This window comes from Pseudomonas sp. MN1F, assembly GCF_009391885.1.
Lineage (GTDB): Bacteria > Pseudomonadota > Gammaproteobacteria > Pseudomonadales > Pseudomonadaceae > Aquipseudomonas.
This window is the reverse complement of sequence record NZ_VZII01000071.1, coordinates 1-14,583: the sequence shown is the minus strand read 5'-3', so window position 1 is coordinate 14,583 and position 14,583 is coordinate 1. Positions and strand designations below refer to the sequence as shown.

Below are 14,583 nucleotides of genomic sequence, written 5' to 3'. Positions count from 1 at the left end.
ACAGGTGAATTTCGTGAGCCAGCCTACGCCAGCCGTGCGTACCTTCCAAGACCTGATCCTCGCCCTGCAAAACTACTGGGCAGCTCAAGGTTGTGTGGTGCTTCAGCCCTACGATATGGAAGTAGGCGCCGGCACTTTCCACACCGCTACATTCCTGCGCGCCGTGGGTCCAGAAACCTGGAACGCCGCCTACGTGCAGCCTAGCCGTCGCCCTGCCGACGGGCGGTATGGCGAAAACCCCAACCGCCTGCAGCATTACTACCAGTTCCAGGTGGTCCTGAAGCCGAACCCGGCCAACTTCCAGGAGCTGTACCTCGGCTCGCTGAAAGCCATTGGCCTGGACCCACTGGTCCACGACATCCGCTTCGTCGAAGACAACTGGGAATCGCCGACCCTGGGCGCCTGGGGCCTGGGTTGGGAAATCTGGCTGAACGGCATGGAAGTCACCCAGTTCACCTACTTCCAGCAGGTAGGTGGCATCGAGTGCTACCCGGTCACCGGTGAAATCACCTACGGCCTCGAGCGCCTGGCCATGTACATCCAGGGCGTCGACTCGGTCTACGACCTGGTATGGGCCGACGGCCCGTTCGGCAAGGTCACCTACGGCGACGTGTTCCACCAGAACGAGGTGGAGCAGTCGACCTACAACTTCGAACACGCCAACGTCGAGAAGCTGTTCGAACTGTTCGACTTCTATGAAAGCGAAGCCAACCGCCTGATCAAGCTGGAGCTGCCGCTGCCGACCTATGAAATGGTCCTGAAGGCCTCGCACACCTTCAACCTGCTGGACGCCCGCCGCGCCATCTCGGTAACCGAGCGCCAGCGTTACATCCTGCGCGTACGTACCCTGGCCCGGGACGTGGCGCAAAGCTATCTGCAAGCCCGCGTACGCCTGGGCTTCCCGATGGCCACCCCTGAACTGCGTGACGAAGTGTTGGCGAAGCTGGAGGCTGCACAATGAGTGCTCAAGATTTCCTGGTAGAACTGGGCACCGAAGAGCTGCCACCGAAAGCCCTGGCCAGCCTTGGCGACGCCTTCCTGGCCGGCATCGAGAAGGGCCTGCAGGCCGCTGGCCTGAACTATACCGGCAAGCAGGTGTACGCCGCGCCGCGCCGCCTGGCCGTGCTGATCCGCCAACTGGACGTGCAGCAGCCTGACCGCAGCATCAACATCGACGGCCCGCCCATGCAGGCGGCCTTCAAAGACGGCGAGCCGACCCAGGCTGCCCTGGGCTTTGCCAAGAAGTGCGGCGTAGAGCTGTCCGAAATCGACCAGAGCGGCGCCAAGCTGCGCTTCTCCCAGCACATCCCGGGCAAGGCCACCGCCAGCCTGCTGCCGACCATCGTCGAGGATTCGCTCAACGACCTGCCGATCCCCAAGCGCATGCGTTGGGCGGCCAGCCGTGAAGAGTTCGTGCGCCCGACCCAGTGGCTGGTGATGCTGCTCGGCGACCAGGTGGTCGATTGCACCATCCTGTCGCAGAAGGCCGGCCGTGAATCCCGTGGCCACCGCTTCCACCACCCGGAGAACGTGGTCATCACCACTCCGGCCAACTACGTCGAAGACCTGCGCAAGGCCCACGTGCTGGCCGACTTCGCCGAACGCCGCGAGCTGATCAGCAAGCGTACCGCGGAGCTTGCCATGCAGCAGGAAGGCAGCGCCATCGTGCCGCCGGCGCTGCTGGACGAAGTGACTGCCCTGGTCGAGTGGCCGGTGCCGCTGGTGTGCTCGTTCGAGGAGCGTTTCCTCGAAGTGCCGCAAGAAGCCCTGATCACCACCATGCAGGACAACCAGAAGTACTTCTGCCTGCTGGACAGCGAAGGCAAGCTGCTGCCGCGCTTCATCACCGTGGCCAACGTCGAGAGCCGTGACCCCAAGCAGATCGTGCAGGGTAACGAGAAGGTCGTGCGCCCACGCCTGACCGACGCCGAGTTCTTCTTCAAGCAGGACAAGAAGCAGCCGCTGGAAACCTTCAACGAGCGCCTCAAGAACGTGGTGTTCCAGGCGCAGCTGGGCACCGTCTACGACAAGGCCGAGCGCGTTTCCAAGCTGGCAGCCTTCATCGCCCCGCTGATCGGCGGCGACGCCCAGCGCGCTGGCCGTGCCGGCCTGCTGTCGAAGTGCGACCTGGCCACCGAGATGGTCGGCGAATTCCCTGAAATGCAGGGTGTTGCCGGCTACTACTACGCGCTCAACGACGGTGAGCCGGAAGACGTCGCCCTGGCCCTGAACGAGCAGTACATGCCGCGCGGTGCTGGCGCCGAGCTGCCGCAGACCCTCACCGGTGCTGCCGTGGCCATCGCCGACAAGCTCGACACCTTGGTCGGCATCTTCGGCATCGGCATGCTGCCCACCGGCAGCAAGGACCCGTATGCCCTGCGTCGTGCTGCCCTGGGCGTACTGCGCATCCTGATCGAGAAGCAGCTGGACCTGGACCTGAGCGCTGCGGTCGAGTTCGCAGTCAAGCAGTTCGGTGCCAAGGTCAAGGCCGCTGGCCTGGCCGAGCAGGTGCTGGAGTTCATCTTCGATCGCCTGCGTGCACGTTACGAAGACGAAGGCATCGACGTGGCTACCTACCTGTCGGTACGTGCCCTGAAGCCGGCTTCGGCCCTGGACTTCGACCAGCGCGTGCAGGCTGTGCAGGCCTTCCGCAAGCTGCCGGAAGCCGAAGCCCTGGCCGCGGTGAACAAACGCGTGTCGAACCTGCTGGGCAAGGCCGAAGGCGCCATCGCCGACCAGGTCGAGCCGAAGTACTTCGACAACGCCAACGAGTTCTCCCTGTACTCGGCCATCCAGCAGGCCGACCAGGCCGTGCAACCGATGGCAGCTGCGCGCCAGTACAGCGAATCGCTGGCCCGCCTGGCGGCCCTGCGTGACCCGGTCGACGCCTTCTTCGAGGCGGTGATGGTCAACGCTGAAGACGCCAAGGTGCGTGCCAACCGTTATGCCCTGCTCAGCCGCCTGCGCGGCCTGTTCCTGGGCGTGGCCGACATTTCGCTGCTGGGGTAAGCCTTGAAACTGCTGATTCTCGATCGTGACGGGGTAATCAACTACGACTCCGACGCCTACATCAAGACGCTGGAAGAGTGGATCCCGATCCCTGGCTCGGTCGAGGCCATCGCGCAGTTGAGCAAGGCGGGCTGGACGGTGGCCGTGGCCACCAACCAGTCTGGCATCGCCCGTGGCTACTACCCGCTGGCAACCCTCGAGGCCATGCATGCGCGTTTGCGCGCACTGGTGGCCGAGCAGGGCGGCGAAGTCGGCCATATCGTGTATTGCCCGCACGGGCCGGATGAAGGCTGCGATTGCCGCAAGCCCAAGCCTGGCATGCTGCGGGCGATCGCCGAGCATTACCAGGTGGGCCTGGAAGGCGTCTGGTTCGTCGGCGACAGCAAAGGTGACCTGGAGGCCGCCCTGGCCGTCGGTGCACAACCCGTGTTGGTGAAAACCGGCAAGGGCGAGCGGACCCTGGAAAAAGGTGTCGCGGAAACTACACTGATTTTCGACGATCTGGCTGCCATCGCCAGAGAACTAATTTAAACAGTGCGCCCTCTGGGCGCATTTTCCTAGGCGGGCACGCCCCGCAACGGTACTTGCCACTATGTCGATCCTGCAGGCGATCAGAATCTTTCTTTTTTACCTGCTGCTGGGCACCAGTTCGCTGCTGTGGTGCTCGCTGAGCTTCTTCGTCGCGCCGTTCTTGTCGTTCCCCAAGCGCTACAAGTTCATCAACGTGTACTGGTGCCGTTGCGCACTGTTCCTGGTGCGCACCATCCTCGGTATCAACTACAAGGTCACCGGTGCCGAAAACGTGCCGGCTGAGCCCTGCGTGATCTTGTCCAACCACCAGAGCACCTGGGAAACCTTCTTTCTTTCCCAGTACTTCTCGCCGCTGAGCCAGGTGCTCAAGCGCGAACTGCTGTATGTGCCGTTCTTTGGCTGGGCCATGGCCATGCTGCGGCCGATCGCGATCAACCGCGACAACCCCAAGGAAGCCCTGCGCCAGGTGGCCAGCAAGGGTGACGAGCTGCTCAAGCAGAAAACCTGGGTACTGATCTTTCCGGAAGGCACTCGCGTACCGTTTGGTACTGTGGGCAAATTCTCCCGAGGCGGTACCGCGCTGGCCGTGAATGCTGGCTTGCCAGTGCTGCCGATTGCCCACAACGCTGGCAAATTCTGGCCCAAGACTGGCTGGGGCAAGCGTTCGGGCACTATCGAGGTGGTGATCGGCAAGCCGATGTACGCCGAGGGCACCGGGCCACGGGCCATCGCCGAGCTCAACGACCGTGCAGCAGCATGGAATGAAGCGACCCAGCGGGCCATGGGTTCGCTGCCGCCAGTGGATGAAAAACCCCAAGAGCAATTGGCCTGAGTATCTGTGGATAACTTGTGAACAGTTTTTTGATAATGTGCCTGGAATCGTAGCTAAGTACATGAATTAGCTATTTATTTCTGTGTATGACATTTTTCTGAAAAACGTGCATAAGTTTTTTCGGGGCATAAGAAAACCGGCTTTTACAGCCGGTTTTTTTATGGCGTGGTGATGGCGTCAGACTTTGTCGATATCCACGTCCTTGGTTTCTTTCAGGCAGAAGATCCCGACCACCAGGCTGATGCCGGTCACCAGCACCGGGTACCACAGGCCGTAGAAGATATCGCCGGTATACACCACCAGCGCAAACGACACGGTGGGCAGGAAGCCGCCGAACCAGCCGTTGCCGATGTGGTAGGGCAGCGACATCGAGGTGTAGCGGATACGGGTCGGGAACAACTCGACCATCACCGCCGCCAGCGGCCCATAGGTCATGGTCGCGATCAGGATCATTGCCACGATCAGCACCACCACCATTACCTGGTTGACCTGCGCCGGGTCGGCCTTGGCCGGGTAGCCTGCCTGTTCGATTGCCGTGCGCATGGCCGCTTCATCGAAGCCGTTGATGGCCTTGTCACCAATGTTCACCACCACATCGCTGCCGGCTACGCTCACCGAGCTGTACGGCAGGCCCTGCTTGACCAGGAAGGTCTTGACCTTGTCGCACGGGCTGTCGAAACGTGCCTTGCCAACCGGGTCGAACTGGAAGGTGCAGCCTTGCGGATCAGCGGTGACCACGATAGGCGCCTGGCGACTGGCCGCGTCGATCTGCGGGTTGGCGTAGTGGCTCAGGGCCTTGAACAGCGGGAAGTACAGCACGGTGGCCAGCAGCAGGCCGAGCATCAGGATTGGCTTGCGCCCGATACGGTCGGACAGCCAACCGAAGAACACGAAGAACGGCGCGCCGATGACCACGCTGATGATCAGCAAGGTGTTGGCCTGAGCCGGGTCCATCTTGAGCATCTGGGTCATGAAGAACAGCACGTAGAATTGCGCCGTGTAGAAGGTTACGGCTTGCCCAGCGTTGATGCTGAATAGCGCGGTGAGCACGACCTTCAGGTTGGGCCAGGAGGTAAACGACTCGCGGATCGGTGATTTGCTGACCTTGCCCTGGGCCTTCATTTTCACGAAAGCCGGCGACTCGTGCATGCTCATGCGGATCCAGGTGGAAATCGCCAGCAGGATGATCGACAGCAGGAACGGCAGGCGCCAGCCCCAGGTTTCGAACTGATCACCACTGATGTAACGGCTGCCCAGTACCACCAGCAACGACAGCAGTAAACCCAGGGTCGCAGTGGACTGGATGAAACCGGTATGGAAGCCACGCTTGCCGGGTGGTGCGTGCTCGGCCACGTACGTGGCGGCACCGCCGTATTCACCGCCCAGCGCCAGCCCCTGAAGCATCCGCAGGATCACCAGGATGATCGGTGCCGCGATGCCAATGCTGGCATAGGTGGGCAGCAGGCCGACGGCGAACGTCGACAGGCCCATCAGCACGATGGTTACCAGGAACGTGTACTTGCGCCCGATCATGTCACCCAGGCGGCCGAACACCAGCGCGCCGAACGGCCGCACCAGGAAGCCGGCAGCAAAGGCCATGAGGGCAAAGATGAAGGCAGTGGTGTCGTTCACCCCAGCGAAGAACTGCTTGCTGATGACCGCGGCCAGCGCCCCATAGAGAAAAAAGTCATACCACTCGAACACCGTCCCGAGGGATGACGCGAAAATGATCTTACGTTCTTCACGACGGCTGGAGGTGCTCGCCGTCGCACCCTGCTCTTGGATGTAATCCGACATCGTTGCTGTCCTCGGCCCGCAGGCCACAGTGATTATTCTTGTTGTTCCACTGTCGGCAGCTTGTGACCGCGAGCTGCCGGTGTTGCACGCTCCCGGGTCAGGGGGTCGGTACTGCGTCTTCGTTCAGATAGGTCTGGGTTGCGGCTCCTTTGAGGATCAGTTGCGCCGCCTTCTCGGCGATCATCAGGGTGGGGGAACAGGTATTACCGGAGGTGATCTGCGGCATGATCGAGGCATCGGCCACACGCAAGCCAGGGATGCCGTGCACGCGCAGCTGGTTATCCACAACATCCAGGTCGCCGTTGCCCATGCGGCAGGTGCCGACCGGGTGGAAGATGGTGGTGCCGATCTTGCCGGCCGCGTCGAACAGTTCTTCGTCGGTTTGCAGGAACGGGCCTGGCAGATACTCCTGGGGATCGAAAGCGGCGAGGGGAGGGGCCTGGACTATACGCCGGGTCAAGCGGATGGCGTCGGCGGCGACGCGCAGGTCCTGGGGGTCGCTCAAGTAGTTGGGGTCGATCAGCGGCGTGCTGCACATGTCCGCGCTGCGGATATCGATGCGCCCACGGCTGGCCGGGCGCAGGTTGCACACCGAAGCGGTGAAGGCCGGGAACGGATGCAGCGGCTCGCCGAAACGCTCCAGTGACAGCGGCTGCACGTGATACTGCAGGTTGGCCGTGGCCTGCTCCGGGCTCGAACGTACAAAGGCGCCCAGTTGGCTCGGCGCCATGGCCAGCGGGCCACTGCGGTCGTAGAGATAGCGCAGGCCCATGCCCAGCTTGCCCCACAGGCTGTTGGCCATCTGGTTGAGGGTGCGGGTGTTGCGGATCTGGTAGATCAGCCGCAGTTGCAGGTGATCCTGCAGGTTGCCGCCAACGCCGGGCATGTCGTGGCGCACACCGATGCCCAAGCTTTCGAGCAGCTTGCGCGGGCCGATGCCGGAACGCTGGAGAATGCCAGGCGACCCCACCGCGCCCGCACAGAGGATGATCTCGCGACGCGCAGCAAACTCATGCCAGGCACCTTGCCACTGCGCCTTGACGGCACGGGCACGGGTGTTGTTCAACAGTACCTGGTCAACCTGCACGCCGGTCAGCACGGTGAGGTTGGGGCGGTCCTTGATCGGCCGCAAAAAAGCCTTGGAGGCATTCCAGCGCACACCGTTGCGCTGATTGACCTGAAAGTATCCACAGCCCTGGTTGTCGCCGGTGTTGAAGTCGTCGACCTTGCCGATGCCACTCTGTGCAGCGGCGTCGCGGAAGGCATCGAGGATCGGCCAGCTGTAACGCTGGCGCTCGACCCGCCATTCCCCCTCACTGCCGTGGTGCTCGCTGGCGCCGGCAAAGTGGTTTTCACTGGCCTTGAACAACGGCAGCACATCTTTCCAGGCCCAACCCTCGTTGCCTTGCTCGGCCCACTGGTCGTAATCGGCAGCTTGGCCACGCATGTAGATCATGCCGTTGATCGATGAACAGCCCCCGAGCACCTTGCCCCGTGGATATCCCAGCACGCGACCGAGCAGGCCGGGCTGTGCTTCGGTCTTGAAGCACCAGTCGGTGCGGGGGTTGCCGATGCAATAAAGGTAACCGACGGGGATGTGAATCCAGGGATAGTTGTCGCGGCCACCGGCTTCGAGCAGCAGGACGCGGCAGGAAGGGTCGGTGGATAAACGGTTGGCCAGCAGGCAACCGGCGGGGCCAGCGCCTACAACCACGTAGTCGAAGACAGAATCGGCTGATGGCATGTGCAACCTCGCGCCTGATTATTATTCTTGTCCCGATCCATCTTAGTGAGTAATTTCGCTATGGAAACACGAGATTTCACGCAGCCGCTGTGCGTTTTAGCACAGCCACAAGGATCAGCATGTTCGACTGGAACGATCTGCGGTTTTTCCTCGAGTTGCAACGCAGTGGCCGCCTGCTCAGCGCGGCCAAGCGTCTAAATACCACCCACAGCACGGTGGCCCGGCACATCGAAAGCATCGAGAAGAGCCTGGGTACGCCACTGTTCGTGCAGCACGCCCAGGGCTATGAGCTGACCCCATCAGGTCAGGCTCTGCTCAAGCACGCCGAAGCCATGGAGAATGTTGCCCTGCTGGCGCAGGAAGAAATCACCCAGGCCATCACCCCGCTGGGCAAGATTCGCCTGGGCGTCACCGAAGGCATCGGCATCATGTTCTTCACCCCGCGCATGAGCGATCTGTTCGCCCGCTATCCGGGGCTGGAGGTGGAGTTGGTGGCGGTGCCGCGCTTCGTCAGCATCCTCAACCGCGAGGCCGAGATCAGCATTCACCTGGAGCGGCCCAACGCCGACCTGCTGATCACCCGCAAGCTCACCGACTACCGCCTGGCGCTGTACGCCAGCCAGGGCTACCTGGACCGGGCGCCGCCGCTGCGCAACCGCGAAGACCTGGCCCGGCACAGCTGGATCGGCTACGTCGATGACCTGCTGTTCAGCCAGGAGCTACTGTTTCTCAACAGCTTCTGCCGCGCACCGAACGTGGCCTTCCGCAGCACCAGTGTGATCGCTCAGCAAACCGCCGCACGTGCAGGGCTAGGCATCGCCGTGCTGCCTAACTACATGGCTCGCCACGACCCGACGCTGGTACGCGTGCTGCCCAGCGAGACCATCCAGCGCAGCTACTGGATCTGTACCCGCCGCGAATTGCACAAGTCGGTGCGCCTGCGGGTCGTGTGGGACTACCTGCTGGCGCTGTGCGCGGCGGAGCAGGATGAGCTGCTAGCCGAGTAGCGCCTTGCCAGCCAGCAGCAGGGCCGCCAGCCAACCGGCCACGGCAAACAGCTGCTGCAGGCGTGGGCCGGCGATCCGGGTGGCAAGCGGCCTGGCCAGCAGTAGGCCGATCACCGCACCGATGGCAAACGGTGCGCCGATCCGCCAGTGCATCACACCGGCCAGGCTGGCGCTGACCACGCTACCCGTGGAAACCAGCGCGATCACGGCCAGGGAGGTCGAGACGATGCTCTTCATGCGCAGGTTGGTGTAACGGTTCAAGGCCGGGATGATCACAAAACCGCCGCCGACGCCCAGCAGGCCGGAGAGCAAGCCAGACAGGGCCCCGGTAAACGCCAGGGCGCGTGCGCAGGGTAACGTCCAGCGCAAGCGCCCCTGCAACGGGTTGAGCACGCAGGGCTCGATGTAGCGATGGGCTTCGCTGCCTTCACCACGCAGTTCTTTTGCCGCCTTGCGCCAGATGCGCAGGCAGGCATAGATCAGCACGGCCGCGAACACCAGCGCCAAGGGTGTATTGGGCAAGCGGTGCGCCAGCATCAGGCCGAACGGGGCCGCCGCGATGCCGATCACGGCGATGAAGAGGGCGGCGCGATAACGCACCAGCCCTTCGCGCAAGCCGAGTACCGCACCCACCGCCGCAGCAAGCCCCACGGCAAGCAGCCCGATAGGTGCTGCTTCGACCATCGACAGGCCAAGCCCGAACACCAACAGCGGCACCGCCAGGATGCCACCACCGGCGCCGGTCAGCGCCAGCACCGCACCGATGATCGCCCCAAGGCCCGCGCCCAGCAGTTGATGTTCGATCACTGTGCGGCCTCGGCGTCCAGCGGCTGCGGGCGCGCCATCCACTCTCGGCCTTTGAGCATCCCCTGCCAATACAGCGGCGGCAACACCCGTGCCTTGAGCAGCCAGGCCAGGCGTGTCGGCTGGCGCCCATCGAGCAGCCAGCGTGGGAAGCTCGGAGCAACCTTGCCGCCATAGGTGAACTCGGCCAGGACGATTTTGCCGCGCTCGACAGTCAGCGGGCAGGAGCCATAGCCGTCGTATTGGGCCAGGGTAGGGAGGCGGCCCAGCGCTACCAGCACATTGTTGGCTACCACTGGCGCCTGCTTGCGCGCAGCAGCGGCAGTCTTGGCATTGCCGGTGTTGGCCACATCGCCCAGTGCGTGGATGTTGCCGAACTGACGGTGGCGCAAGGTATGCGGATCGACATCGACCCAACCGGCTGTATCGGCCAAGGGGCTCTGGCGGATGAAGTCCGGGGCAACTTGCGGCGGCACCACATGCAACATGTCGAAGGCTTCGGTACGGGTTTCACTGCTGCCGTCGGCTAGCGTGCGCACGAAGGTGGCACGCTGGTTGGGCCCATCGACGGCTACCAGGCGATGGCTGTAGTTGAGGTCCACACCGTACTTGTCGATGTAGGCCATCAAGGCTGGTACATAGTCGGGAACGCCGAACAGCACCGCACCGGCATTGAAGAAACTGGCTTTCACGTCGCCCAGCCGACCACTGCGCAGCCAATGGTCACAGGACAGGTACAGGGCCTTTTGCGGCGCGCCAGCGCACTTGATCGGCATCGGCGGCTGGGTGAACAGGGCACGCCCTTGCTTGAGCTTTTGCACCAGCTCCCAGGTGTAAGGTGCCAAGTCGTAGCGGTAGTTGGAGGTGACACCGTTGCGACCAAGGGTTTCGCCTAGCCCCTCGATCGCGTCCCAGTCGAGCTTGAGGCCGGGGCAGACCACCAACTGTTCATAACTGATGGCGCGGCCACCCTCCAGGGTGACCAGTTGGGCAGACGGGTCGAAGCCCTGGACACGCGCCTTGATCCAGCGCACACCGCGCGGGATGGCCGAGGCCATGGTGCGGGCGGTGCTCGGCGCTTTGAACACGCCGGCACCGACCATGGTCCAGCCCGGCTGGTAGTAGTGCACTTCGGCAGGGTCGATCAGGGCGATGTCCAGTGACGGGTCACGGGCAATCAGGCTGGAAGCAGTGGCAATACCGGCGGCACCGGCACCGACGATGACCACCTTGTGGTGGTCGACATTGGCAGGCATGGCAGTCAATCCTGGAATTTCTGGTAATGGGGCAGGGCAGTCAAAGCTTGTTCAACGGGATCTTCAGGTAGCTCACGCCGTTTTCTTCAGGCTCCGGGAACTGGCCGCTGCGCATGTTCACCTGCACCGATGGCAAGATCAGTACGGGCATGTCGAGGGTCTTGTCGCGGGCTTCGCGCATGGCCACGAAGCTGTCCTCGTCGATGCCTTGATGGATGTGGATATTGCTGGCGCGCTGCTCGGCCACAGTGGTGACGTAGCGCATCTCGCGCCCGCCCGGCAGGTAGTCGTGGCACATGAACAGCTGGGTCTGGTCGGGGAAAGCCAGCAAGCGACGGATCGAGCGGTACAGGGTGCGCGCATCGGCGCCGGGGAAATCACAGCGGGCAGTGCCATAGTCGGGCATGAACAGGGTGTCGCCGACGAACACCGCGGTCTCGCCTGCGTCCACGACCATGTAGCTGATGCATGCCGGGGTGTGCCCGGGGGTATGCAGCGCACGGGCATGCAGGTTGCCGATGCGGAAACCTTCCTCATCTTCGAAAAGCACATCGAACTGGCTGCCGTCACGGGCGAAGCCAGGTTCGGCGTTGAACAGTGTGCCGAAGACTTTCTGTACCTGGGTAATGTGCGCACCGATCGCAGTATGGCCACCGAGTTTGCTCTTGAGATAAGCCGCCGCCGAGAGGTGGTCCGCATGGACATGGGTTTCCAGTACCCATTGCACGGTGGCCTTGAGCTCGGTCACACGTGCGATCAGGCGATCCGCTGAAGCCGTGCAGGTGCGGCCGGACTTGGGGTCGTAGTCCAGCACGCTGTCGATCAGTGCGCACTGAAGGGTTTCACGGTCCATGACCAGATAGCTGATGGTCGAGGTCGCCTCGTCGTAGAAGGCGTCCACGTGAAGGTTGTTGCCGATGATCATCACGTTCTCCAAATTGTCTGCCTGGCCTTGTACAGGCGTAGGCAGTGGGTGGAGGTTTATCAAGATACGTGCCAGACATTCTCCTACTTATCGAGCAATAAAATGGGGAGATGAAAACAGTTAATACCGATAGTGGCAGTGGGTTTGGCAGTCGACTGTCAGCCAATGGCAGTGTTTGGCAGTCCTTGTTACCCTGCGCCAGGTCAACCAATCGGTGTCGTCATGCCTGAATCTCATCCACTCATCCTAGCTCTGGTTTCCTACCTTGAGCACGATGCGCTACCTACCATTGTGCTGGACACCGACTACAACATCCTCGCGGCCAATGCGGCTTATCGCCGGCAGTTCGGTCGGGGCGAGCAGGCCCCTCTGGGTGAGAAATGCCATCGGGTGTCACATCACTACGCCGTCCCTTGCGACCAGGCCGGTGAGCACTGCCCGATGCGCAAGGCGTGGGACAGCAAGGTGCCGGAGCGTGTGCTGCATATCCATCACACGCCGCGTGGCCCTGAGCATGTGGATGTAGAGCTGCGGCCTATCCTCGATGAGCAGGGCAGGGTGGTGGCCTTCGTCGAGCGGCTTACCAGCATCACCCTGGCTTCCGCTCAACCTCAAGAACAGGGGCTGGTCGGGCGAGCGCCGGCATTCAAGACCGCGTTGGCCAGCCTTCAGCGTGCGGCGCCCGCGCAAATTCCGGTGCTGCTGCAAGGCGAATCGGGTACCGGCAAGGAGCTGTTCGCCCGTGCCATTCACATGGGTAGCCCACGGGCCAATGGCCCGCTGGTCGTCGTCGACTGCACCGGCCTGACCGAGTCGCTGTTCGAGAGTGAGCTGTTCGGCTACGAGAAAGGCGCGTTCACCGGCGCCAATCAGCGCAAGGTCGGCTTGGCCGAGGCAGCCCACGGCGGCACGTTGTTCCTTGATGAAATCGGCGAGGTGCCGTTGGCGATGCAGGTCAAACTGCTGCGCCTGATCGAATCCGGAAGCTTCCGCCCAGTTGGCAGCCTGCGCACCGTGCATTCGGATTTCCGCCTGGTTTCGGCAACCCATAAACCGCTGAAGAAAATGGTGGCTGAGGGGACGTTCCGAGAAGATCTGTATTACCGCATCAGTGGCTTTCCGATCCGCCTGCCGGCGTTGCGCGAGCGCGTTGAGGATTTGCCGCTGCTGGCCGAGAGCCTGCTACAGCGCATGGCTGGCAAATCGACACCGAGCCTGACCGAGGAGGCGCTGAAGCAACTCAAGCTGCATGCCTTCCCCGGGAACATTCGCGAGTTGCGCAACATCCTGGAAAGGGCTCGGTTGTTTGCCGATGATGGGCTGATCCGGCCTGAGCACTTGCCGGAAGACGTTGGGCCACAGCAGGCATTCGGCATGAACAGAGGGCAAAGCGACCTGAGTGAGCTCGCGCACGCGCTGGAGCAGTTCCAGGGATCACGCAGCGAGCTGGCCCGTCATCTTGGCCTGAGTGAGCGAACCTTGTATCGCCGCTTGAAAGCACTGGGGCTGTAGTCCGCTGACCTTTACCGGACCTTTACCTCAGCCCTTACATTAAGTGAAAAAGTTTGTGGTCTGATCAGTTAACCGAACCCGGCAGCCCGTATTACCTGCCGGGCGTTAACAGGCAGAGGATCCACAAATGAAGAAAGCCCTAACCGTACTCTGCGCCGCGCTTGTGCTCAGCACACCCTTGGCCAGCTTCGCTCAACCGGGCCCGGACCGCTACGACAACGGTCCATCCCACCAGGGCTACCCGCCACATGGTCAACCCGAGCGGCATGACCGCCATGACAACGGTCGCTACCCGGCCTATCACAACCCGAATTTCCGACCTGAAGCGGGCATGCCGATGCCGCATCAGCAGTGGCATCGTGGCTATGTGGTGGAACCGCGTTATCGCGCCGATCGCTATTGGGTGACCGACTGGCGTGCACGCCATCTGTACGCGCCGCCCCGTGATCACCGCTGGTTGTACGTGAACGGTGACTATGTTCTGGTGGCGATTGCCAGTGGTGTGGTCGTCAGCGTGCTTTCCGGCTACTGATTCTTACGGCCACAAAAAAGCCCGCGTCAGCGGGCTTTCTTGTTTTTGGCGATTTACACCTGATGTAGGTTCACAAAATAGGTGATAGGCCAGACCCCGTGAAATTGGAATCTTCGCCATTTTTTTTGTGAAATGAAGGGGTGCTTTTCACAGAAAAGCCGAGAAATCCCTACTCACCAATCACAAAAGTTGATTGGCCTGGAAAGGGCCGTTTACGACCGACGCGTGACTTTTCGGTAAGGGATGAGGAGTAGTCGCAGCGATCCTTTAGCTCCTAGTCTGGCGACCTTGGGTTCAGAATCCGACTGGCAATGCCCGCCGTCACTACTTCAGAGGAACCAGCTTCCTCTGCTGCCAAAATTGCGGGGGGCTCATGCTGGTACCCAGGCCCGACAAATGCGCAGTTGCAGCCCTCAATTGCAAGGCTATCCAAAGCGGCACGCGTGTCAATCAAGATCTGATGCATGACGATGGCCGGCCTCACGGAGGTGAAACCGGAGATTCAGATTGACTAAACCGACCCCGTAGACACCAACCTCCACGAAGGCCGCTTGATCTTGCCCAGTCCCAGTGGACACCCCGTTAAGCGATAAACTGCAACGAGGTGAATCATGGCAAGACAAGCAACCCCAAT

General features: G+C 62.0%; 12 protein-coding genes. 7 read left to right on the top strand and 5 right to left on the bottom strand.

Translation table 11 applies throughout. The annotated features are described in order from the left end of the window. Positions 1-13: 13 nt before the first annotated feature. The 4 genes from glyQ (at position 14) to F6X59_RS27795 (ending at position 4,372) form a co-directional block, all read left to right on the top strand. Positions 14-961, top strand: coding sequence for a glycine--tRNA ligase subunit alpha (gene glyQ, locus F6X59_RS27810; RefSeq protein WP_372240564.1), 948 nt, complete (start codon positions 14-16; stop codon positions 959-961). Beyond that, positions 958-3,009: a glycine--tRNA ligase subunit beta gene (glyS, locus tag F6X59_RS27805; protein ID WP_152959271.1), complete on the top strand. Its 2,052-nt coding sequence runs from the start codon at positions 958-960 to the stop codon at positions 3,007-3,009. Before glyQ ends, glyS begins: the two co-directional genes overlap by 4 nt. 3 nt (positions 3,010-3,012) lie before the next feature. Further along, entirely contained in the window at positions 3,013-3,540 is a 528-nt protein-coding gene (gmhB, locus tag F6X59_RS27800) for a D-glycero-beta-D-manno-heptose 1,7-bisphosphate 7-phosphatase (RefSeq protein WP_152959270.1), read from the top strand. A 61-nt stretch (positions 3,541-3,601) separates the two neighbouring features. Continuing rightward, on the top strand, positions 3,602-4,372 hold the full coding sequence (locus F6X59_RS27795) for a 1-acyl-sn-glycerol-3-phosphate acyltransferase (protein ID WP_152959269.1): 771 nt from the start codon (positions 3,602-3,604) through the stop codon (positions 4,370-4,372). Positions 4,373-4,549: 177 nt separating this feature from the next. On the opposite strand, the gene F6X59_RS27790 is transcribed toward F6X59_RS27795, so the two are convergent. Both F6X59_RS27790 and F6X59_RS27785 read right to left on the bottom strand, forming a co-directional pair. After that, positions 4,550-6,169, bottom strand: a complete 1,620-nt coding sequence (locus tag F6X59_RS27790; protein WP_152959268.1) for an MFS transporter — start codon at positions 6,167-6,169, stop codon at positions 4,550-4,552. Positions 6,170-6,266: 97 nt separating this feature from the next. Beyond that, positions 6,267-7,913 carry a GMC family oxidoreductase gene (locus F6X59_RS27785; RefSeq protein ID WP_152959267.1) on the bottom strand — a complete coding sequence of 549 codons (1,647 nt, stop codon included), beginning with the start codon at positions 7,911-7,913 and terminating at the stop codon, positions 6,267-6,269. A gap of 119 nt (positions 7,914-8,032) precedes the next feature. On the opposite strand from F6X59_RS27785, the gene F6X59_RS27780 reads away from it, so the two are divergent. Continuing rightward, positions 8,033-8,920, top strand: a complete 888-nt coding sequence (locus F6X59_RS27780) for a LysR family transcriptional regulator (RefSeq protein WP_152959266.1) — start codon at positions 8,033-8,035, stop codon at positions 8,918-8,920. Here F6X59_RS27780 and F6X59_RS27775 read toward each other — a convergent pair. From F6X59_RS27775 to F6X59_RS27765, 3 genes are read right to left on the bottom strand one after another with little or no spacing between them, the layout of a single operon-like run. Continuing rightward, positions 8,909-9,727, bottom strand: a complete 819-nt coding sequence (locus F6X59_RS27775) for a sulfite exporter TauE/SafE family protein (protein WP_346652395.1) — start codon at positions 9,725-9,727, stop codon at positions 8,909-8,911. The two genes, F6X59_RS27780 and F6X59_RS27775, sit on opposite strands and share 12 nt — an antisense overlap. Then, positions 9,724-10,980 (bottom strand): FAD/NAD(P)-binding oxidoreductase, encoded by a 1,257-nt coding sequence (locus F6X59_RS27770; RefSeq protein WP_152959265.1) that lies wholly within the window; start codon positions 10,978-10,980, stop codon positions 9,724-9,726. Before F6X59_RS27770 ends, F6X59_RS27775 begins: the two co-directional genes overlap by 4 nt. A 40-nt stretch (positions 10,981-11,020) precedes the next feature. Continuing rightward, positions 11,021-11,905: an MBL fold metallo-hydrolase gene (locus F6X59_RS27765; RefSeq protein ID WP_152959264.1), complete on the bottom strand. Its 885-nt coding sequence runs from the start codon at positions 11,903-11,905 to the stop codon at positions 11,021-11,023. Between the two features lie 222 nt (positions 11,906-12,127). On the opposite strand from F6X59_RS27765, the gene F6X59_RS27760 reads away from it, so the two are divergent. Beyond that, a complete protein-coding gene (locus F6X59_RS27760) occupies positions 12,128-13,417 on the top strand; it encodes a sigma-54-dependent Fis family transcriptional regulator (RefSeq protein ID WP_152959263.1) in 1,290 nt (429 codons plus the stop codon). A 127-nt stretch (positions 13,418-13,544) separates the two neighbouring features. Then, the gene (locus tag F6X59_RS27755; RefSeq protein ID WP_152959262.1) at positions 13,545-13,949 is read left to right on the top strand and encodes an RcnB family protein; all 405 of its coding nucleotides are present in this window, start codon (positions 13,545-13,547) and stop codon (positions 13,947-13,949) included. Positions 13,950-14,583: the final 634 nt, after the last annotated feature.

Coding starts and splice junctions, on each gene's coding strand:
- F6X59_RS27755 (WP_152959262.1), top strand. CDS start 13,545: ATGAAGAAAGCCCTAACCGTACTCTGCGCCGCGCTTGTGCTCAGCACA.
- F6X59_RS27760 (WP_152959263.1), top strand. CDS start 12,128: ATGCCTGAATCTCATCCACTCATCCTAGCTCTGGTTTCCTACCTTGAG.
- F6X59_RS27795 (WP_152959269.1), top strand. CDS start 3,602: ATGTCGATCCTGCAGGCGATCAGAATCTTTCTTTTTTACCTGCTGCTG.
- F6X59_RS27780 (WP_152959266.1), top strand. CDS start 8,033: ATGTTCGACTGGAACGATCTGCGGTTTTTCCTCGAGTTGCAACGCAGT.
- glyS (WP_152959271.1), top strand. CDS start 958: ATGAGTGCTCAAGATTTCCTGGTAGAACTGGGCACCGAAGAGCTGCCA.
- F6X59_RS27770 (WP_152959265.1), bottom strand. CDS start 10,980: ATGCCTGCCAATGTCGACCACCACAAGGTGGTCATCGTCGGTGCCGGT.
- F6X59_RS27785 (WP_152959267.1), bottom strand. CDS start 7,913: ATGCCATCAGCCGATTCTGTCTTCGACTACGTGGTTGTAGGCGCTGGC.
- F6X59_RS27790 (WP_152959268.1), bottom strand. CDS start 6,169: ATGTCGGATTACATCCAAGAGCAGGGTGCGACGGCGAGCACCTCCAGC.
- F6X59_RS27765 (WP_152959264.1), bottom strand. CDS start 11,905: ATGATCATCGGCAACAACCTTCACGTGGACGCCTTCTACGACGAGGCG.